Genomic DNA, 18035 nt, shown 5'->3' with positions numbered 1-18035 from the left:
GGCAACATGGCGCCCCGACGAAAGAACTCGCTAGCGCACTCGTAGCCGCGACTGCAGGGTCTACATCAGATAGTGCCCGCGGGCCGGATGCAAAAATTTCGGCACTACGTGCGCTACGTTCGCAAGTCGCTTACCAGGCGCAGGTGCAAAAGGCCGTGCTCGGGCTGCTGCAGGGCGCAACCGCTTGCCTTCTGGTCCTTGGCATCGTTGCGCTCGCAAGGGGTGCGCATCGCGCCTTCGTCACGCGACCAGCAGCGGCGCTACAGGCGCTCGCGGAATCCGGGCAGACAATACCGCAAGGGGACGACGAAATCGACCGGCTTTTGAAGCTTCAGGCGCAACTTGCCGTTCGACTGCGCACCGAGCAAAGCGAGTCGGCGCAACTCAAGCGAATCGTCGAAGACTACATTGCATTTGCGGACCAATCGCTCGAGCTGCTTCACCACATCTGCGCGCAGCTTGCCGAGCAAGAGCCATCGGGCCGCACGCTCGAGGCGCTGTTGCAGCGTCTCGTCGGTGTGTTGCGCGCCCAACGTATTGCGCTGGTGGTCACCGAATCGACGGCCCAGCTGCTCGATATCGATCCCGTCGTAGCGCCGAACGGCGACGTGCCGCAGATCGTCAAGGCACGCGTCACGAACGAACTGATGACGCTTGCCGGCAACTATACGTCTTCTTTGCTCAATGACGGCGGGGTGTCGCCCCCGGTGCTTGCCGCCCCGGTACGCGTGCCGCTCGCAACCTATGGGGTTCTGATCGCGGAGGGCGAGCCGGACACGCGCTTCGAGCAGCGGCATCTGTATCTGCTGGAAACGATCGCCAGCGTGCTCGCACACGCGATCTCCAATGTCAGCCGCGATGTGCGCGACCGGCGTATGGCGCTTTTCGAGGAACGCAATGCCATTGCGCGCGAGTTGCATGACTCGCTCGCGCAATCGCTCTCATATATGAAGATCCAGCTCGCGCGGCTGCAAGCCGTGCTGCCGCCTCAACTCTCGCAGAGCGATGTCGCCGAAATCGCGCGCGCGATTCGCGAGGGCATCGACAGCGCCTACCGGCAGCTGCGCGAACTGCTCACGACCTTCCGCGCGCCAATGCATGCGCACGGTCTTGCGTCCACGCTCGAGGAGCTTGCCGAAGAATTCGGATCGCGCAGTGAGGTACAAATCTCGATTGACAATCGTGTGCCGCGCATGCGTCTCTCAGTCAACGAGGAAATGCATGTCGTGCAGATCGTGCGTGAAGCGCTGACAAATGTAATCCGTCATGCGCGCGCCACGACGGCGCAGGTGCAACTCATGTCGGACGGACTCACGATGACGGTGACGATCGAGGACGATGGCAAAGGTGTCACCCGCTCACGAGGCGACGAACATCACTACGGCCTCGCGATCATGCGCGAGCGAGCCCGCAGCCTCGGTGGACGTCTGGAACTGAAGCCCGCCGAACGCGGCTCGCGCGTGGTATTGAACTTCATCCCCGCAGCGCAGAAGGCTCGCGCCATCAGTGGTGCCGGTGTCCGCTAGCGTAAATTCGTGAAGCTAACACTCCGGGAGTAGCTCAGCCTACTCACCAGGAGGTAGAGACGTCCACCGATCCATCAAAACGCGATTTCTTCGCCAGCCACGAAGGGTATCGCCGACGTGCCTTCTCCACCGCGTTAAATGGCGCCGTATTGTTGTGACTAAGGAAAACCCGCAAAGCGTCAGCATCGGGCAGGAATCTATTTTTTCCAATCGCGTCATGTTGCTAGAATGATTCAGGCATCAAGTTCGAACAACAAAAGCCTCTTCTCCATGTACTCGAGATCGCACTGCCGTGCGCATTGCAGTTGACGGAGCCAGGCCGATGTAGCTGGTCGATCTGGCATATGAGCCCAGGAAGAGCCGATGGTCACTAACACAGTACTTCTGATCGACGATCACGCGTTGTTTCGAAAGGGCGTCGCGCAACTCATCCAGATGAATCCCGCCTTCGAAGTGGTGGGCGAAGCGATTTCCGGAGAAGACGGCATCGAGATGGCCGTGCGCCTGAAGCCGGACGTCATCCTGATCGACCTGAACATGCCGCGCATGAACGGGATCGAAACGTTGGACCGCATGCGTGAAGCCGGCGTCGAAGCGCGTTTCATCATGCTGACGGTGTCCGATAACGAGCGCGACGTGGTGGCCGCGTTGCGCGCCGGCGCGCATGGCTATTTGCTAAAGGACATGGACCCCGAGGACTTGTGCCTCTCGCTCGAAAAGGCGCTCAGGGGATCTGCCGTTCTCAGCGAGTCGGTGACGGGCGCGCTGGTTCATGCATTGTCGGGTGGCCAGCGCCTTCCTGTCACACAGAACGAGCTGACCGCGCGCGAGCTCGAGGTCTTCGACTTTCTGGTTGCCGGCCTGAGTAATAAGGCCATCGCGCGCAAACTCGATATCAGCGTCGGCACCGTGAAAGTTCATGTTAAGCATGTGCTGCGGAAGCTCGATCTTCACTCGCGGCTCGAGGCCGTGCTCTGGCAGCGGGACCACGGCGCGCGCGCGCACTCTTATTCGTGAGGGCGCGGCGCGGCTTGAAACCCGCGCCGGCACATCGAGCTGTCAAGCGCCTCGTTGAACTCAGTTCGGCTGCTGCGCTTGCATCGCCCGCATAGGGATTCTCTGATCAGCATGAGTAGCACTATGCCCCTTGTGCAGACCGCCGAGCAAATCCGTCAGCTCGCCGATGTGGTGAATGACGCGCAAGCAAGGCAACTCCGATACCGGGTGATTGTGGCTGTATCCGTAGCTCACGCACACCATCGGCATATTGGCCGCCTGTGCCGCTAGCGCATCCGTCACGCAATCGCCAACGAATAGCGTATGGGTCGGGTCCACGCCCAGCGCTTCGCACGCCTGCAGGAGTGGCTCGGGATCGGGCTTACGCGGCAAGCGGGCATTGGCATCGACCACCATGTCGAACCATGCATGCAAGCCGAAACGCCATATCAGCGGATCGACGAAGCACGACTCCGAGTCGGTGACGAGGCCCAGCTTGAGACCCATCTCCCGCAAGCTGTCGAGCGTCGCTTCCGCGCCCGGGTAAAACTCGCTCAACTGGTTCTTATCGCGGCAGATCTGATGATAGGACGCCTCATAGCGGCGCAGGACCAGATCCAGCGTGGCGGGGCGCGCATCGATGCCGAGCAGCGTCAGCGCGCGATCGACGAGGATCTCTGAACCGCCGCCTATCAACGTTTGCGCGACGCCAGGCGCGAGCAGGGGAAAACCGTTCTCGGCGAGTGCCCGGTTGAGCGCGTTGCCGATATCGGGCGACGTATGCAACAGCGTGCCATCGAGATCGAATAGCACGGCATCGATCGGCATATTGCGCGGCATGACTTGCATGTTCGTGTCTCCTGTCTGGTGAGTACGAGTGTTCCCGCGGATGGTCACGATGCCCGTTTCTGGCGGTCGATCATCTGCAGGATCATAGGGGTGAAGATCAACTGCATCGCAAGTCCCATCTTGCCGCCAGGTACGACGATGACATTGGGCCGGCTCATGAACGAGTCATGCAGCATGGTGAGTAAATAAGGAAAGTCGATGCCCTTCGGATTGGCAAAGCGGATGACAACGAAGCTCTCGTCGGCGCTTGGTATGTCGCGGGCTGCAAACGGATTCGACGTGTCCACGGTCGGTACGCGCTGGAAGTTCACGTGCGTTCTGCTGAATTGAGGGCAGATATGGTGAGCGTAGTCCGGCATGCGCCGCAGGATCGTATCCATGACAGCCTCCCGCGAATAGCCGCGCAGCGCCTCATCCCGATGAAGCTTCTGTATCCATTCGAGATTGATGATGGGGACGACCCCCACCAGCAGGTCCGTATGTTGTGCGACGTCGACGCCACGGCCGATAAAGCCGCCATGCAGCCCCTCGTAGAAAAGCAGATCGGTGGGCGGCTCGATGTCTGTCCACGGCGAGAACGTACCGGGTTCCAGACCATAAGGCGCAGCCTGGGCGTCGTCATGGAGGTATTTCCGTAACCTGCCCCGCCCCGTCGCCGAATACTCACGAAACAACTCGGCGAGTTCCTGCAGCAGATTCGCCTCAGGGCCGAAGTGGCTGAACTGGTGACGGCTTTCCTCTGCAGCTTTCATTGCAGACTGCATGCCCGCGCGGTCGAAGCGATGAAATGCGTCGCCCTCCACGATCTGCACGTTCAGCTTTTCGCGCCGGAAAATGTGCTGAAAACTGTTCATGACAGTCGTGGTGCCGGCACCGCTCGACCCCGTTACCGCAACGATTGGATGTTTGATCGACATGCTCCCACCCCCATCTACACGCGTGCTTCCGGGCGAAACAGGGAGCGCTCGTTGAAAAGCGGTGACGTGAATGGCGTGTCCTCGCCTCGATCGTGTTCCCAGTGGTATCGCTCGATACGCTCGACTTCATGCTGGCTGCCGACGAATAGCGGCGTGAGTGCATGCGCATCGGCGTCGACATCGAATATCCGTGCACGCCCCGAGCTGGCAAGTCCGCCCGCCTGTTTGACGATCCAGGCGAGCGACTGCGCCTGATATAGCGACGGTTGACGTGTCGCAATGGGCCCCCGGCGCCTTTCGCACGGGAAAAGACACAGGCCGCCGCGCATCAGCGTGCGGTGCGCATCGGCCGCCAACGAATCGTTCCAGCGTGTGTCGAAATCGCGCTGGCGCACGCCCGCGCTTCCGTCACGGCACTCGTTCACATAACGCTGCACAGGCCGCTCCCACGAGCGCTCATTGCTGCAATTGATGGCGACCACAGGGCCTTGTTCGGGGATGCGCATTGCGTGATGCGTCAACATGAATTCGCCCCGTTGACGGCAAAGCGTGAACCCATGGGTGCCGCGCCCGACGGTGATCACCAGCATCGTGGAAGGACCGTAGAGAGCATAGCCAGCGGCAATCTGCTTCGTGCCGACGATCTCGCAGTCACCGTCATGGCTTCGCGCCTCTGTCTGCCGTATCGAGAATACGGTTCCGAGCGCAACGTTCGATTCGATATTGGCCACACTATCGAGCGAACTGGCAAACAGCACATATGGCCCTGCCACCGCAGGATGCCGCGCCTGCTCGCAATGCAGCACAATGCCCGCTTTCTGCGCCCTGCACTCGCTCGACGCGATGAAGGCTTCCCTCGCGGCATCACGGCACGACCCGCTATCTGGCGAGGCGCTCGCCACCTGTAGCGTCTGCGAATCGACGATCGTACCCTGTGCGATACGCGCCGCAATGATCTTCGCCGCTTGCGCAATGCCCTGAAGAACGTTACGCAGCGAGACGGCATGCGGATCCTGCTCGATGGCAAGCGCTTGCTCGCGGTCGGTGCCGAGGTGGGCCGCAAGAAAAACCGGCAGCGTCGGTTGGGTCACGATCGCCGCGGTGCGTCGATTTCCTGCGCCAACCGCCTGCGCATGCTCAGCTGATTCAATTCGTGCATTCATCGCTACCTCGATCGTCCATTGCTCGCCAGGACTGCTGACTAGAACGGTAAGCCAGCGCATACTCGGGGAAAACTCAAATGTTTTTACTTGCGTTTTAAGCGATGCTTATCTGTCGCATCCAGGAGTGCCGATCATGCTCAATCTCCTTCGCAATCTCACGTTGCGTCAGTTGCAGATCTTCTCTGCCGCCTCTCGATACGAGAGCTTCGCCCGCGCCGCCGAAACCCTGCACCTGACCCAACCCGCCGTCTCAATGCAGATCAAGCAGCTCGAGGAGGCGATTGGAGTGCCTCTATTCGAGCGCATCGGCAGGCGCATTGCCCTGACCGAAGCCGGCGCGACGCTTTCTCACCACGCAAAGCGGATTCTCGGTGACATCAAGGATGCCGAAGATGCGATGCGTTGCCTTTCATCGGCGGATGGCGGCAATATCTCCATCGGAATCGTCAGCACGGCCCGCTATTTCATTCCTCGCCAGATTGCGCGCTATGTGGAACGTCAACCCAAGGTCGATATCAGCTTTTCAATCGGCAAGCGTGATGTACTGCTGCGCCAGTTGCAGGACAATGAGATCGACCTCGCCGTCATGGGCCGGCCTCCCGTCGAGCTCGATGCGCACAGCGAGCCGCTCGCGTACAACCCGCATGTCGTCGTCGCGAGCACGAATCATCCTTTTATCGACGCGGCATGCTTCGACTTGCACGAAATGCGCAGCGAGACGTTTCTGATGCGTGAGCCAGGTTCCGATACGGAGGACGTCGCGAGCGAAATGTTTCGCCATCATCTTTTCACTCCAGCCCGCACCCTCACCTGTGACAGCGACGAAACAATCAAGCAGGCGGTGGCCGCTGGCATCGGCGTCAGTGTGTTGCCGCTGCATACGTTACGGCTCGAACTGCTGACGGGCGAAGTGTCAGTCCTGCATGTCAACGGCACGCCCATTAACCGTGTGTGGCACGTGGTTCACATGAAGGCGAAGCGGATGTCTCCGACCTGCGTGGCGTTCCGCCGTTTTTTGATCGAGAAGTCTGGTGCGTGGCTCGAAGGTCAGTTCGCCGACCTCACCCCTCATGACCCGGCCGCCCGCCCCTTCGTGCAGATATGACGCGAGAACCAGGCGAGCCGATGTGCCGCCTACGGCCATCGTATGGTGCGCTCGATAGTCACGCCGACAGCCTTGACGTTTGCGAACTTCGCTGGCTTCGCAATTGAAATGCGCACCCAATGCGCGTTGAAATCGGCCAATAGCATCTGCGCAATCGACTCTGCCAGCGCCTCCAGTAATTTCACCCTGTGGTGCACGAGTTGCAATTGCAGCGCCTCATGAACCTTGCCGTAGTCGATCGTGTCGGCAATAGCGTCCGTATCGCATGCGTGGCTATGCGGTACCCCGGCCCACAAGTCGATTCGCACGGGTTGCAGCGCAGTCAGTTCATCGGGATCTATCCCGATGACGGTATCGCCCTGAAAGCCTTCGATGAAGATCATGTCCATCCCCGACGAAGCGAGGTAGGGCCTCGCCGCGAGGTTTTTGTCGATCATATTCATGTGGTTTCCTTTTCGCTATGGTCGCGGGAACTCCGCGGCCTAGACTTGCATTGCTACGCGCTCGCCCGCCTCTTGCGCCCCACTCATCAGGCTCTCCCTGAACGCCGACGCGGCTGAAGAAAGCTGCTTGGATTCTCTGTGCACCAGATACAAATACCGGAGGATCGGAAAGTTCTCGACGTCAAGCACCTTCAGTCGCAAGGTTTCCAATTCGGCCATTATCGTTGCGAGCGCGACGACAGACAGTCCCATTCCCGCCTGCACGGCCCATTTGATGGCCTCATTGCTGCTCACTTCCATCCCGGGCCGCAAATTGATGCGATGCTCGGCAAAGAAGCGCTCTACCGCGCGGCGGGTTCCCGAACCCGACTCACGCATGAGAAAGGTTTCGCGTTCGATCGTGCTCAACGCGATGCGGCGCTCCCGTGCGAGCGGGTGATCGGGTGGCGCGATCATCACAAGCGGATTGCTCGCCACATGCACAGCGACCAGACCCTGTCCTTCAGGCGGGGCCCCCATGATCGCGACGTCCGTTTCGTTGGTGGCAAGCTCGTTGAGAACACACTCCCGATTCCCGACCGAGAGGCTCACCGTCACGCCAGGAAACGCGCGAGTAAATTTCGCGATCAACTGCAGTGCTAGCGGGTTGGCCGTGCCACTAACCAGGGACACTTTCAGCTTTCCTTGCTTCGTGTCGCGCAACTGGTCGAGCGACTCTTCGAGGACGGACAGTTGCTGTTGAAGCAGCCGCGTATGGTTGTAAAGCTCCTTGCCGGCCGCGGTCAGAAACACCTGCCTGCCGACCTGTTCGAACAGCGGCATACCGACGATCGCTTCGAGCTGCTTCAATTGCGACGAAACGCCTGGCTGAGTCAGGTGAAGCTCCCTGGCTGCGCGCGAAAAGCTCAGATGCCGCGCGCTCGCTTCGAATACCTGTAACTGGCGCAAAGTCAGATGCAGCATCGCTTTTCATTGCCTCCCGAATGCCCGGGCCGCACGCTCGAAGCGGCCTGATTTCACGCCTCAACTCTATCAGCCAGACCTGGGCGCGCAATGCCCATGAAGAGGTACTCCGCAAGGCGAAAAGCCCGTCCTGCAAGGCTCGCATGCAGGGTTATGGGTCGAATAAGTAAGCCGAATGAGTGTTTCCGCGTGCATGGCGCTACGATCGTTTCACAGGAATGCCAACCAGCCGACCGCAGCAAAGCGGCAAGGGAACGCGCGGGTTGCCGAGTGAACGACTCCACTAAAGCGAGGTTCAGCCATGTTCAGCTACAAAAACACGATTGCGGTGACGGACCCTGAGCTGCATCGGGCCATCGCAGGCGAGACTCAGCGCCAGCAGGACCACATCGAGCTGATCGCATCCGAAAACTACACGTCGCCCGCCGTGCTGGAAGCGCAAGGGTCGCAATTGACCAACAAATACGCGGAAGGTTATCCGGGCAGGCGTTACTACGGCGGATGTGAACATGTCGACCTGGTCGAGCAACTCGCGATCGACCGCGCAAAGCAGTTGTTCAACGCCGAATATGCAAACGTTCAGCCCCACTCGGGCTCGCAGGCCAATCAGGCCGTGTATCTCTCCGCACTCAAGCCGGGCGACACGATTCTCGGCATGTCGCTCGCGCATGGCGGGCACCTCACGCACGGCGCCTCCGTCAACGTGAGCGGCAAGCTGTTCAATGCGGTGTCGTATGGCCTGAATCCGGATACGGAAGTCATCGACTACGACGAGGTGCGCAAGCTGGCGCAGACGCATCGCCCGCGCATGATCGTCGCAGGCGCGTCAGCCTATTCGCTCGTGATTGACTGGCAACGCTTTCGCGAGATCGCCGACAGCGTCGGTGCAACACTGCTCGTCGACATGGCGCACTATGCCGGTCTCATCGCGGCGGGACTCTATCCCAGTCCGGTCGGCATTGCAGATTATGTGACCACCACCACTCACAAGACGCTGCGCGGGCCACGTGGCGGGCTGATTCTCGCCCACGCACAAGCGGCGAAGGCGATCGACTCGACGATCTTTCCCGGCATCCAGGGCGGCCCCCTGATGCACGTGATAGCGGGCAAGGCGGCCGCCCTGCGCGAAGCGATGACAGGCGAATTCCGTCAATACCAGCAACAGGTACTCCTGAATGCGCGAGTCATGGCGCAAACGCTTCAGCAACGCGGCCTTCGCATCGTGTCGGGACGCACCGACTCACACGTGTTCCTCGTCGACCTGCGCGCGAAGAATGTGACAGGCAAAGAGGCCGAAGCCGCGCTTGGCCGCGCACTCATAACCGTCAACAAAAACGCCATTCCCAACGATCCGCAAAAGCCGTTCGTCACGAGCGGCGTGCGCATCGGCTCGCCTGCCATCACGACACGCGGCCTGCGCGAAGCCGAAACGAGCGAGCTTGCCCATCTGATCGCGGACGTGCTGGATGCGCCCGCCAACGATCTCGTCATCCGTCGCACAGCCGACGCCGTGCTCGCCCTCACCGCGAGGTTTCCGGTCTATCGCGATGGGCCCGTCGCGACGACGCCCGGCGCGTCTGCGAACGACGACGCATCGGCCGCAACGGCGCGCACCGCGCACTGAAACCTCCAGACAATTTTTCACGACCACTACCCAAGGAGACAGTCATGTCGAACACGCCAGGCACGCGCATTCCGGGACGTAACATCCTCGCAGTCCCCGGTCCAACGAACATTCCCGACGCCGTACAACGCGCGATGGTCGTATCGATGGAAGATCACCGCTCGACGAAGTTTCCCGAACTCGCGCATGGTCTGCTTTCCGATCTGAAAACGCTCTACCGGACGGCAGACGGCCAGCCCTTCATCTTTCCGTCGTCAGGCACGGGCGCGTGGGAAGCGGCTCTCACCAACACGCTCTCGCCCGGTGACCGCGTTCTCGTCCCGCGCTTTGGCCAGTTCAGCCACCTTTGGGCCGATATGGCGCAGCGTCTCGGACTCGGCGTGGAAATTCTCGATGTCGATTGGGGCGAAGGCGTGCCCGTCGAACGGATCGGCGAGATCCTGAAGGCGGACCGCCAGCACACAATCAAAGGCATCCTCGCCTGCCACAACGAAACTGCGACGGGCGTGACGAGCGATATCCGCGCACTGCGCCGCGTGATGGATGACGCGGGCCACCCTGCCTTGCTGTTCGTGGACGGTGTGAGTTCGATCGGCTGCATCGACTTCCGCATGGACGAATGGGGCGTGGATCTCGCCGTGACCGGCTCGCAAAAAGGTCTGATGCTGCCTGCGGGGCTCGGCATCCTGTGTGTGAGCCAGAAGGCGCTGAAGATGATTACGCAGGCGAAATCGCGCCGCTGCTACTTCGATCTCGCCGATATGGTGCGCGCCAACGCAACCGGCTACTTCCCTTACACCCCTGCGCTGTCACTCCTCTACGGACTGCGCGCAGCACTCGACCTGCTGTTCGACGAGGGTCTCGACCGGGTCTTCGCACGCCACCACTACCTCGCGTCTGGCGTGCGCGCCGCCGTCGCGGAAGGCTGGGGTCTGGAGTTGTGTGCAAAAGCGCCAAAGTGGCACTCGGACACGGTCTCGGCAATCGTCGTGCCCCAAGGGTTCAACGCCGCACAGGTCATCGACACGGCCTTTCGCCGTTACAACCTCGCGCTCGGCGCCGGGCTCTCGAAGGTCGCCGGCAAGGTATTCCGCATCGGCCACCTCGGAGACCTGAACGAACTGATGCTGATGAGCGCGATAGCGGGCGCGGAGATGGCGATGCTCGATGCCGGTATCGACGTTTGCCCGGGCAGCGGCGTGGGTGCAGCCGGACAGTACTGGCGCACCCACACGCAAGCCGCGGCAGACCCCGTCGCCAAGCCGGCGCTGCGCCGTGTCGCCGCGGCCTGATTGCGGCGGTCTCGATGAAATCTTCAGGCCGAGGCGCGTCAGATCGCAGTCCTTCCGATCACTCTATGGCAGGAATGACATCATGCAACACGAAATCGTCTTTCTCGACCGATCGACATTGAACGCCGATGTCCGTCGCCCGGCGTTCGAACATGGGTGGGTCCAGTTCGCGTCGACATCGTCGCACGAGGTCGGGCATCGACTCGAACGCGCGACCATCGCCATCACCAACAAGGTGCCGCTGCGCGCCAATGTGCTCGAAAGGCATCCGTCGATCAGGATGATCGCGGTGGCGGCGACGGGCTACGACTGTGTCGATACCGAGTACTGCCGCGAGCGCGGCATCGCGGTCGCGAACATTCGCAACTACGCGACCCATACGGTGCCCGAGCATACCTTCGCGCTGATCCTCGCGTTGCGGCGCAACCTGCTCGCTTACCACAGCGACGTGTCGCGCGGGCGCTGGCAACAGGCAAAGCAGTTCTGCTTCTTCGATCATCCCATCCGTGACCTGCACGGTTCGACGCTCGGCATCATCGGCGGCGGCGCTCTGGGCCAGGCAACGGCACAGATTGCCCGCGCCTTCGGTATGCGCGTCGTCTTCGCGGCTCACGACGCGAAGCGCCCCCGCTCGCCGGACCTCGAATACGTCTCGCTCGACACGCTGCTGCGCACGTCGGACGTCATCTCCTTGCATGCGCCGCTCACCGCCGCCACGCGCAACCTGATCGGACTCGACGAGTTGCGCCTCATGAAGCGTAGCGCTCTGTTGATCAACACGGCACGAGGCGGGCTCGTGTGCGAGGCGTCGCTTGCCACTGCACTCACGGAAGGACTGATCGCGGGCGCCGGCTTCGACGTGCTGAGCCACGAGCCGCCTGTCGCGGGTAATCCCCTGCTCGAGCTCGATTTGCGCAACTTCATCCTGACCCCGCACGTCGCCTGGGCTTCCGGCAATGCCATGCAGTTCCTCGCCGACCAGCTGATCGAGAACATCGAGGCATTCGCGCGCGGCGAGCCCCGCAACCTCGTGGTCTGAGCGCCACGGGACCACGCACAACCTCGCAACGCAAACGACGCAATCCACCGGAGACACCGATATGGACATTCACGAATATCAGGCCAAGGACCTGCTGGCTGGGTTCGGCGTGCCGATCCAGCGCGGCGCGGTCGCCTACACCCCTGACCAGGCCGTGTACTGCGCGACGGAACTCGGCGGCTGGCATTGGGCCGTCAAGGCTCAGGTCCACTCCGGCGCGCGCGGCAAGGCGGGGGGGATCAAGCTATGCGAGACCTACCACGACGTGCATGAAGCGGCCACCGGTCTCTTCGGCAAGCGCCTCGTGACGGCGCAGACGGGACCGGATGGCAAGATCGTCGAGCGTGTCTACATCGAGGTCGCGGAGAGATTCGAAAGGGAAATCTATCTCAGCATCGTGCTCGACCGCAAAGCCGAACGCGTGCGCGTCATCGTTTCCGCGCACGGCGGCATGGATATCGAAGAGGTCGTGCACACGAACCCGGAAGCCGTGCTCCAGACAGTCGTCGAGCCCGCCGTCGGCTTGCAGCCATTCCAGGCGCGCGAACTCGCCTTCGGACTCGGCCTGAACATCAAGCAGGTGAGCCGCGCGGTGTCCGCGATCATGGGCGCATATCGGGCATTTCGTGACCTCGATGCGACGATGGTCGAAATCAATCCGCTCGTCGTGACCGATGACGATCGCGTCATTGCCCTCGACGCAAAGATATCGTTCGACGACAACGGCCTGTTCCGGCATCCGCACGTCTCGGAGATGCGCGACCCGACGCAGGAGGATCCCCGTGAGGCCGAGGCCGCTCAGTTTGGCCTGAACTATGTTGGGCTCGACGGCGATATCGGCTGCATCATCAACGGCGCCGGGCTCGCGATGGCCACCATGGACACGATCAAATATGCCGGGGGCGAGCCCGCCAACTTTCTCGACGTCGGCGGCGGCGCATCGCCCGAGCGCGTGGCGGCCGCGTTTCGCCTCGTGCTCTCGGACGGCAACGTGTCGGCCGTGCTCGTCAACATCTTCGCCGGCATCAATCGTTGCGACTGGGTCGCCGAAGGCGTCGTACGGGTGGCCCGGGGACTGACGGTGCCTCTCGTGGTACGCCTCGCGGGGACCAACGTCGAGGAGGGGCGACGCATCATCAAGGACAGCGGCCTGCCCATCATCACAGCAGATTCGCTGCTGGAAGCGGCGCAAAAGGCCGTCGAGGCCTCGAAAGCGCATCGTGCGCGCCGCGCGGCCAACCACAGATAAGGACTACCGACATGAGCATCCTGATCGACGAAACCACTCGCGTCATCGTACAGGGCTTTACAGGTGACAAGGCCTCGTTCCACGCGAAAGAGATGATCGCCTATGGGACGAACGTGGTCGGCGGCGTGACTCCCGGCAAGGGAGGAAAGCATCACCTCGAGCGCCCCGTGTTCGACACCGTGAAAAACGCCGTGAGCGAAACAGGCGCAACTGCGAGCCTCGTGTTCGTGCCGCCCCCTTACTGCGGCGACGCCATCATGGAAGCCGCCGACGCGGGCCTGAAACTCGTCTGTGTGATCACGGACGGCATTCCGGCGCAGGACATGATGCGCGTGAAGCGCTATCTCCTTCGCTATCCGAAGGAGACCCGCACCATGGTGGTCGGTCCGAACTGCGCGGGCATCATCAGCGCGGGACGCGCGATGCTCGGCATCATGCCTGGCCATATCTACCGCCGCGGCAATGTCGGCATCGTCTCGCGCTCGGGCACGCTCGGTTATGAAGCCGCTGCGCAACTCAATGCGCTCGGCCTCGGCGTCACCACGAGCGTGGGCATCGGCGGCGACCCGATCAACGGCAGTTCGTTTCTCGACCACCTGAAATTGTTCGAGCAGGACCCCGAAACCGAGGCTGTCGTGATGATCGGGGAAATCGGCGGGCCGCAAGAGGCCGAAGCGGCCAGGTGGGTCAGCGAGCATATGACCAAGCCTGTCGTCGGCTATGTAGCGGGCTTGACCGCGCCCAAAGGACGGCGCATGGGACATGCGGGCGCCATCATCTCGGCAGCGGGCGACAGCGCGGCCGAAAAAGCGCAAATCATGCAGTCCTACGGTCTCGCGGTTGCGCCCAGCGCGTCCGACCTGGGTTCCACGGTTGCTTCTGTGCTCGAACAAAATGTCACGCGCCGCGTTGCCTGACTGGGGCTATGGCACAGACACACAGTCCGACTCGCCGCGCGTCGAGACTGTGCGCCCCCTCCATGCGCTCGGACACACCGCCGACGACGGGCTGCACAGGCTCGCAACGGCCTCGGCGTCCTTGCCCACGCTCAGCGCGGAGAACTATGAGCACGCAGTGATCGACCTCCTGTCGCAACTGTTGTGCGACGTCGCGCGCGCCCGTCAGCCCGAGGTGGAACGTGCTTTGCGCGGCGAGTCCGCACACGAGTCGATGAGCGAACTGATGCACGAACGGATGAACGATCGCACCGCGCGCGTCGTCCTGCGACGCATGCTGCAAGCCCAGGGCATGTGGTTCCAGTTGCTCAGCATCGCCGAGCAGAGCACCGCAATGCGCCGGCGCCGCGAGATCGAGATCGAAGGCGGCTACGACCGGCTGCCCGACTCGTTTGCACGGGTCATCGCCGAAGTCGCCGGCGCCGGCGTCCCCGCCGCCGAAGTACGCCACGCGTTGAGCCATCTGAAAGTGCGGCCGGTGCTGACGGCTCACCCGACCGAAGCGAAGCGAGTCACCGTGCTCGAAAGCCACCGGCGCATCTACCGGCGTCTAATGGAACTCGAATCGCCGCGCTGGACGCCGCGAGAGCGCTATACGCTCGTCCTCGCGCTCCGCAACGACATCGAGCTCTTGTGGATGAGCGGCGAATTGCGGCTTGAAAAGCCCACCGTTGCGCAGGAAGTCGCATGGGGACTGCACTTCTTCGGCGAAACGCTTTTCGAAGCCGTGCCGCAACTCATCGACAAGCTGCAGAGCGCGCTTGAGCGTTGTTATCCGGGCGAGCGATTCGACATGCCGCGCTTTTTCCAGTTCGGCTCGTGGATAGGCGGAGACCGCGACGGCAATCCATTCGTCGATGACAGCGTCACACGCGCCACCTTGCACGAGCACCGGGCTGCGTCTCTCAAGCGATACCGGCTACGTCTCGTCGAGTTGACGCAGATGCTCAGCATCACGTCCGAAGCGCTGCCCGTACCGGGCAGTTTCCAAGCAGCGTTGGCTCGCGCGCTGACGCGCAGCGGCGAACCCGGGCCGATCGCCTCGCGCAATCCTGGGGAGTTGTTCCGGCAATACCTGACCTGCATCCTGCGCCGCCTCGATGCGACGCTCGCCGACATCAATCAGGCGAGCCACGCTTCGCCGGTTCCGGGCGCATACGCGAGCGCGGATGATCTGGCGGCCGATCTGCTCGTGATCGAGCAGGCGCTACTCGCGACACAAAGCCAGCAGCTCGCACGGATGCTCGTGCGGCCGTTGCGTCATGAAGTCGAGACGTTTCGCTTCAGCACCGTGCAACTCGACCTGCGCCAGAACACGACGGTCGTCGGGGAAACGCTGCGCGCGCTGTGGCGCGCGACATGCGCGACCGCGGGCGAACCGCCCGCGAGCGACTCGCCCGAATGGAAAGCATGGCTGATCGGCGAACTGGGAAAGCCCTCGGAGAGCGAAGCGCAAAGGACCCGCCGTTTCGAATCGCTGCCGCCCGACGAAGCGCAGACACTGCAGATGTTCCGTACGGTGCTCGAAATGCGTCAACGGGTGGACCGTCATGCGTTCGGCGCGTTCATTCTGAGCATGACGCATCGAGCGAGCGACGTGCTCGGCGTCTATCTGCTGGCAAAGGAGGCCGGCCTCTTTTCCGACTCGCTCGGCACCGAGAGCTGCACGTTGCCCGTCGTGCCCCTGCTCGAAACCATCGACGACCTGCGGCGGGCACCCGAGATACTGCGCGAGTTGCTGGCCGTGCCGATGGTCCGTCGCAGCATACGCGCGCAAGGCGGCGTGCAGGAAGTCATGATCGGCTACTCCGATTCAAACAAGGATGGCGGCTTTCTCGCCAGCAACTGGGAACTGTCCAAGGCGCAAACGAAGCTCAAGCGGCTTGGCGACGAGCTTGGCGTCACGATCGCGTTTTTTCATGGACGCGGTGGATCGGTGAGCCGCGGCGGCGTTCCCGCTGGCCGCGCCATCGCCGCGCTACCCGCCGGGTCGGTCAATGGACGTTTTCGCGTCACCGAACAGGGTGAAGTGGTCTCGTTCAAATATGCGAATCGCGGCACGGCGCAGTATCACGTCGAATTGCTTGCATCGAGCGTGCTTGAACATACGCTGAAGTCCGAGCGGGAGGACGCATTGTTGCCCAAGGGCGAATTCGACGAGGCGATGGAAGCGCTCAGCGGCGCGTCGCGGGCAGCGTACGTGAAGTTCATCGAACAGCCTGGCATGCTTGCGTATTTCCAGGCCGCCAGTCCGCTCGAAGAACTGTCGATGCTCAACATGGGCTCGCGCCCTGCCCGCCGGTTTGGCGCAAAGAGCCTCGAGGATCTGCGTGCGATTCCGTGGGTGTTCGCATGGGCGCAGAACCGGCATGCGCTCACTGGCTGGTACGGCGTCGGCAGCGCGATACAGGGCTTTCTCGCGGTACGCCAGGAGCGCGGCGCCGAGCTGCTGCGGCGGATGTTCGACGAGTCACGGGTGTTCCGGCTCGTCATCGATGAAGTCGAGAAAACGCTGGCACAGGTGAACCTGGTTATCGCGCGCGAATACGCGAGCCTCGTGCAGGATGCCCACATCCGCGACACGATCTTTTCGCAAGTCGAAGCCGAATACCGGCTCACCGTGAAGATGGTGCAGGCCGTCACGGGTTCGGCCGGCCTGGGCACGCGCTTTCCGAAGTTCAGCGCCCGCCTGCAGCGGCGCGTGCCCGCCATCGACCTCATCAGCCGGCAACAAATCGAACTGCTGCGCCTCTACCGCACGGCGGCGACCGAACGGCAGCGCCGGGCCTATCAGGTGCCTCTGCTGCTTTCCATCAACTGCATTGCGTCAGGCTTCGGCGCGACGGGCTGAGCGCCCTTGCGCCGGTCCGCGCCGCGCCTATTGGACAACCCAGGAGATTTCACTATGAGTTTCACTGTCATCGAGCAGGCCAAAGCACGGTTGCACCGTTCCGAGTTAGCCGTCCCCGGTTCGAACACCGCGATGTTCGAAAAGGCCGCACGTTCGGCCGCGGACATCATCTTCCTCGACTGCGAAGATGCCGTCGCGCCGGACGACAAGGAGCACGCACGCAAGAACATCATCGAAGGACTCCACGACATCGACTGGGGAAACAAGACGATGATGGTCCGCATCAACGGACTCGACACGCATTACATGTATCGCGATGTCGTCGATATAGTCGAGGCATGCCCGCGCCTCGACATGATCCTGATCCCCAAAGTCGGCGTGGCCGCCGACGTGTACGCCGTCGACATGCTCGTCACGCAGATCGAAACGGCACGCAAGCGCACACGACGGATCGGCTTCGAGGTGCTGATCGAAACCGCGCTCGGCATGGCGAACGTCGAGAGCATCGCTCAGTCGAGCCGGCGGCTCGAAGCCATGTCGTTCGGCGTCGCAGACTATGCGGCCTCGACGCGCGCACGCACGACGGTGATCGGCGGCGTGAATCGCGATTACGGCGTGCTCGCGGACGAGAATGAGCGCGGCGAACGCGACTACTTCTGGGGCGATCAGTGGCATGCCGCACAAACGCGGATGATGGTCGCCTGCCGCGCGTACGGTCTGCGTCCCATCGACGGACCGTTCGGCGACTTCAGCGACCCCGATGGCTACATTGCGGCAGCCCGCCGCGCCGCCGTACTCGGCTTCGAAGGCAAATGGGCCATTCATCCGTCGCAGATCGAACACGCGAACCAGGTGTTCACGCCCGCCGAAGCGGAAGTGACGAAGGCGCGCCGCATCATGGACGCCATGGCGCAGGCCGCGAAGGAAGGCAAAGGCGCGGTATCGCTGGATGGCCGCCTGATCGATGCCGCCAGCATCCGGATGGCCGAGGCGCTGCTCACGACGGCCAGCGCGATCGGCAATGACAGCAGCCGTTAGCGATCCAGGGACGTGGGTGGCGGA

The 18035-nt window shown here is 62.3% G+C and carries 15 protein-coding genes; 10 read left to right on the top strand and 5 right to left on the bottom strand.

What is annotated here, in order from left to right; genetic code table 11:
- Positions 1-143: 143 nt before the first annotated feature.
- Entirely contained in the window at positions 144-1526 is a 1383-nt protein-coding gene (locus AB4Y34_RS15360) for a histidine kinase (protein ID WP_368367368.1), read from the top strand.
- A gap of 363 nt (positions 1527-1889) precedes the next feature.
- Positions 1890-2543, top strand: a complete 654-nt coding sequence (gene narL, locus AB4Y34_RS15355; RefSeq protein ID WP_176383683.1) for a two-component system response regulator NarL — start codon at positions 1890-1892, stop codon at positions 2541-2543.
- 60 nt (positions 2544-2603) lie between these two features.
- On the opposite strand, the gene AB4Y34_RS15350 is transcribed toward narL, so the two are convergent.
- Genes AB4Y34_RS15350 through AB4Y34_RS15340 form a run of 3 tightly spaced genes read right to left on the bottom strand, consistent with a single transcriptional unit; the run spans position 2604 to position 5451 of the window.
- Positions 2604-3371, bottom strand: a complete 768-nt coding sequence (locus AB4Y34_RS15350) for an HAD-IA family hydrolase (protein WP_176383684.1) — start codon at positions 3369-3371, stop codon at positions 2604-2606.
- A gap of 44 nt (positions 3372-3415) precedes the next feature.
- A complete protein-coding gene (locus AB4Y34_RS15345) occupies positions 3416-4288 on the bottom strand; it encodes a phosphoribulokinase (RefSeq protein WP_176125233.1) in 873 nt (290 codons plus the stop codon).
- Between the two features lie 14 nt (positions 4289-4302).
- Positions 4303-5451, bottom strand: coding sequence for a fructose-1,6-bisphosphatase (locus AB4Y34_RS15340; protein ID WP_368716500.1), 1149 nt, complete (start codon positions 5449-5451; stop codon positions 4303-4305).
- A 133-nt stretch (positions 5452-5584) separates the two neighbouring features.
- On the opposite strand from AB4Y34_RS15340, the gene AB4Y34_RS15335 reads away from it, so the two are divergent.
- Positions 5585-6556 (top strand): LysR substrate-binding domain-containing protein, encoded by a 972-nt coding sequence (locus AB4Y34_RS15335; RefSeq protein WP_368716499.1) that lies wholly within the window; start codon positions 5585-5587, stop codon positions 6554-6556.
- A gap of 29 nt (positions 6557-6585) precedes the next feature.
- On the opposite strand, the gene AB4Y34_RS15330 is transcribed toward AB4Y34_RS15335, so the two are convergent.
- Positions 6586-6999: a dihydroneopterin aldolase gene (locus tag AB4Y34_RS15330; RefSeq protein WP_176383687.1), complete on the bottom strand. Its 414-nt coding sequence runs from the start codon at positions 6997-6999 to the stop codon at positions 6586-6588.
- Between the two features lie 39 nt (positions 7000-7038).
- On the bottom strand, positions 7039-7962 hold the full coding sequence (locus tag AB4Y34_RS15325) for a LysR substrate-binding domain-containing protein (RefSeq protein WP_368716498.1): 924 nt from the start codon (positions 7960-7962) through the stop codon (positions 7039-7041).
- Between the two features lie 301 nt (positions 7963-8263).
- On the opposite strand from AB4Y34_RS15325, the gene glyA reads away from it, so the two are divergent.
- From glyA to AB4Y34_RS15290, 7 genes are all read left to right on the top strand, one after another.
- Positions 8264-9586, top strand: a complete 1323-nt coding sequence (glyA, locus tag AB4Y34_RS15320) for a serine hydroxymethyltransferase (protein WP_254906076.1) — start codon at positions 8264-8266, stop codon at positions 9584-9586.
- 44 nt (positions 9587-9630) lie between these two features.
- Entirely contained in the window at positions 9631-10878 is a 1248-nt protein-coding gene (locus AB4Y34_RS15315; RefSeq protein WP_368716497.1) for an aminotransferase class V-fold PLP-dependent enzyme, read from the top strand.
- Between the two features lie 82 nt (positions 10879-10960).
- Positions 10961-11917: a D-2-hydroxyacid dehydrogenase gene (locus tag AB4Y34_RS15310; RefSeq protein WP_368716496.1), complete on the top strand. Its 957-nt coding sequence runs from the start codon at positions 10961-10963 to the stop codon at positions 11915-11917.
- 61 nt (positions 11918-11978) lie between these two features.
- Positions 11979-13166, top strand: a complete 1188-nt coding sequence (locus AB4Y34_RS15305) for a malate--CoA ligase subunit beta (protein ID WP_368716495.1) — start codon at positions 11979-11981, stop codon at positions 13164-13166.
- Between the two features lie 11 nt (positions 13167-13177).
- Entirely contained in the window at positions 13178-14083 is a 906-nt protein-coding gene (sucD, locus tag AB4Y34_RS15300; protein WP_176125240.1) for a succinate--CoA ligase subunit alpha, read from the top strand.
- Positions 14061-16973: a phosphoenolpyruvate carboxylase gene (locus AB4Y34_RS15295; protein WP_368716494.1), complete on the top strand. Its 2913-nt coding sequence runs from the start codon at positions 14061-14063 to the stop codon at positions 16971-16973. Before sucD ends, AB4Y34_RS15295 begins: the two co-directional genes overlap by 23 nt.
- Positions 16974-17027: 54 nt before the next feature.
- Positions 17028-18011 carry a CoA ester lyase gene (locus AB4Y34_RS15290; RefSeq protein WP_368716493.1) on the top strand — a complete coding sequence of 328 codons (984 nt, stop codon included), beginning with the start codon at positions 17028-17030 and terminating at the stop codon, positions 18009-18011.
- Positions 18012-18035 lie beyond the last annotated feature (24 nt).

Origin of the sequence: Paraburkholderia sp. BR10954, from assembly GCF_040965775.1 — a bacterium.
GTDB classification, from domain to species: domain Bacteria; phylum Pseudomonadota; class Gammaproteobacteria; order Burkholderiales; family Burkholderiaceae; genus Paraburkholderia; species Paraburkholderia youngii.
Note: the sequence above shows the minus strand (reverse complement) of the source record. Positions and strands in the feature narration are given on the sequence as shown.

Bases quoted from the DNA above. Each gene is read 5' to 3' on its own strand.
- AB4Y34_RS15330 (WP_176383687.1), bottom strand. From the start codon at position 6,999: ATGAATATGATCGACAAAAACCTCGCGGCGAGGCCCTACCTCGCTTCG.
- AB4Y34_RS15310 (WP_368716496.1), top strand. From the start codon at position 10,961: ATGCAACACGAAATCGTCTTTCTCGACCGATCGACATTGAACGCCGAT.
- AB4Y34_RS15315 (WP_368716497.1), top strand. From the start codon at position 9,631: ATGTCGAACACGCCAGGCACGCGCATTCCGGGACGTAACATCCTCGCA.
- AB4Y34_RS15350 (WP_176383684.1), bottom strand. From the start codon at position 3,371: ATGCAAGTCATGCCGCGCAATATGCCGATCGATGCCGTGCTATTCGAT.
- AB4Y34_RS15345 (WP_176125233.1), bottom strand. From the start codon at position 4,288: ATGTCGATCAAACATCCAATCGTTGCGGTAACGGGGTCGAGCGGTGCC.
- AB4Y34_RS15325 (WP_368716498.1), bottom strand. From the start codon at position 7,962: ATGCTGCATCTGACTTTGCGCCAGTTACAGGTATTCGAAGCGAGCGCG.
- AB4Y34_RS15340 (WP_368716500.1), bottom strand. From the start codon at position 5,451: ATGAATGCACGAATTGAATCAGCTGAGCATGCGCAGGCGGTTGGCGCA.
- glyA (WP_254906076.1), top strand. From the start codon at position 8,264: ATGTTCAGCTACAAAAACACGATTGCGGTGACGGACCCTGAGCTGCAT.
- AB4Y34_RS15295 (WP_368716494.1), top strand. From the start codon at position 14,061: ATGTCACGCGCCGCGTTGCCTGACTGGGGCTATGGCACAGACACACAG.
- sucD (WP_176125240.1), top strand. From the start codon at position 13,178: ATGAGCATCCTGATCGACGAAACCACTCGCGTCATCGTACAGGGCTTT.
- AB4Y34_RS15290 (WP_368716493.1), top strand. From the start codon at position 17,028: ATGAGTTTCACTGTCATCGAGCAGGCCAAAGCACGGTTGCACCGTTCC.
- AB4Y34_RS15305 (WP_368716495.1), top strand. From the start codon at position 11,979: ATGGACATTCACGAATATCAGGCCAAGGACCTGCTGGCTGGGTTCGGC.
- AB4Y34_RS15335 (WP_368716499.1), top strand. From the start codon at position 5,585: ATGCTCAATCTCCTTCGCAATCTCACGTTGCGTCAGTTGCAGATCTTC.
- narL (WP_176383683.1), top strand. From the start codon at position 1,890: ATGGTCACTAACACAGTACTTCTGATCGACGATCACGCGTTGTTTCGA.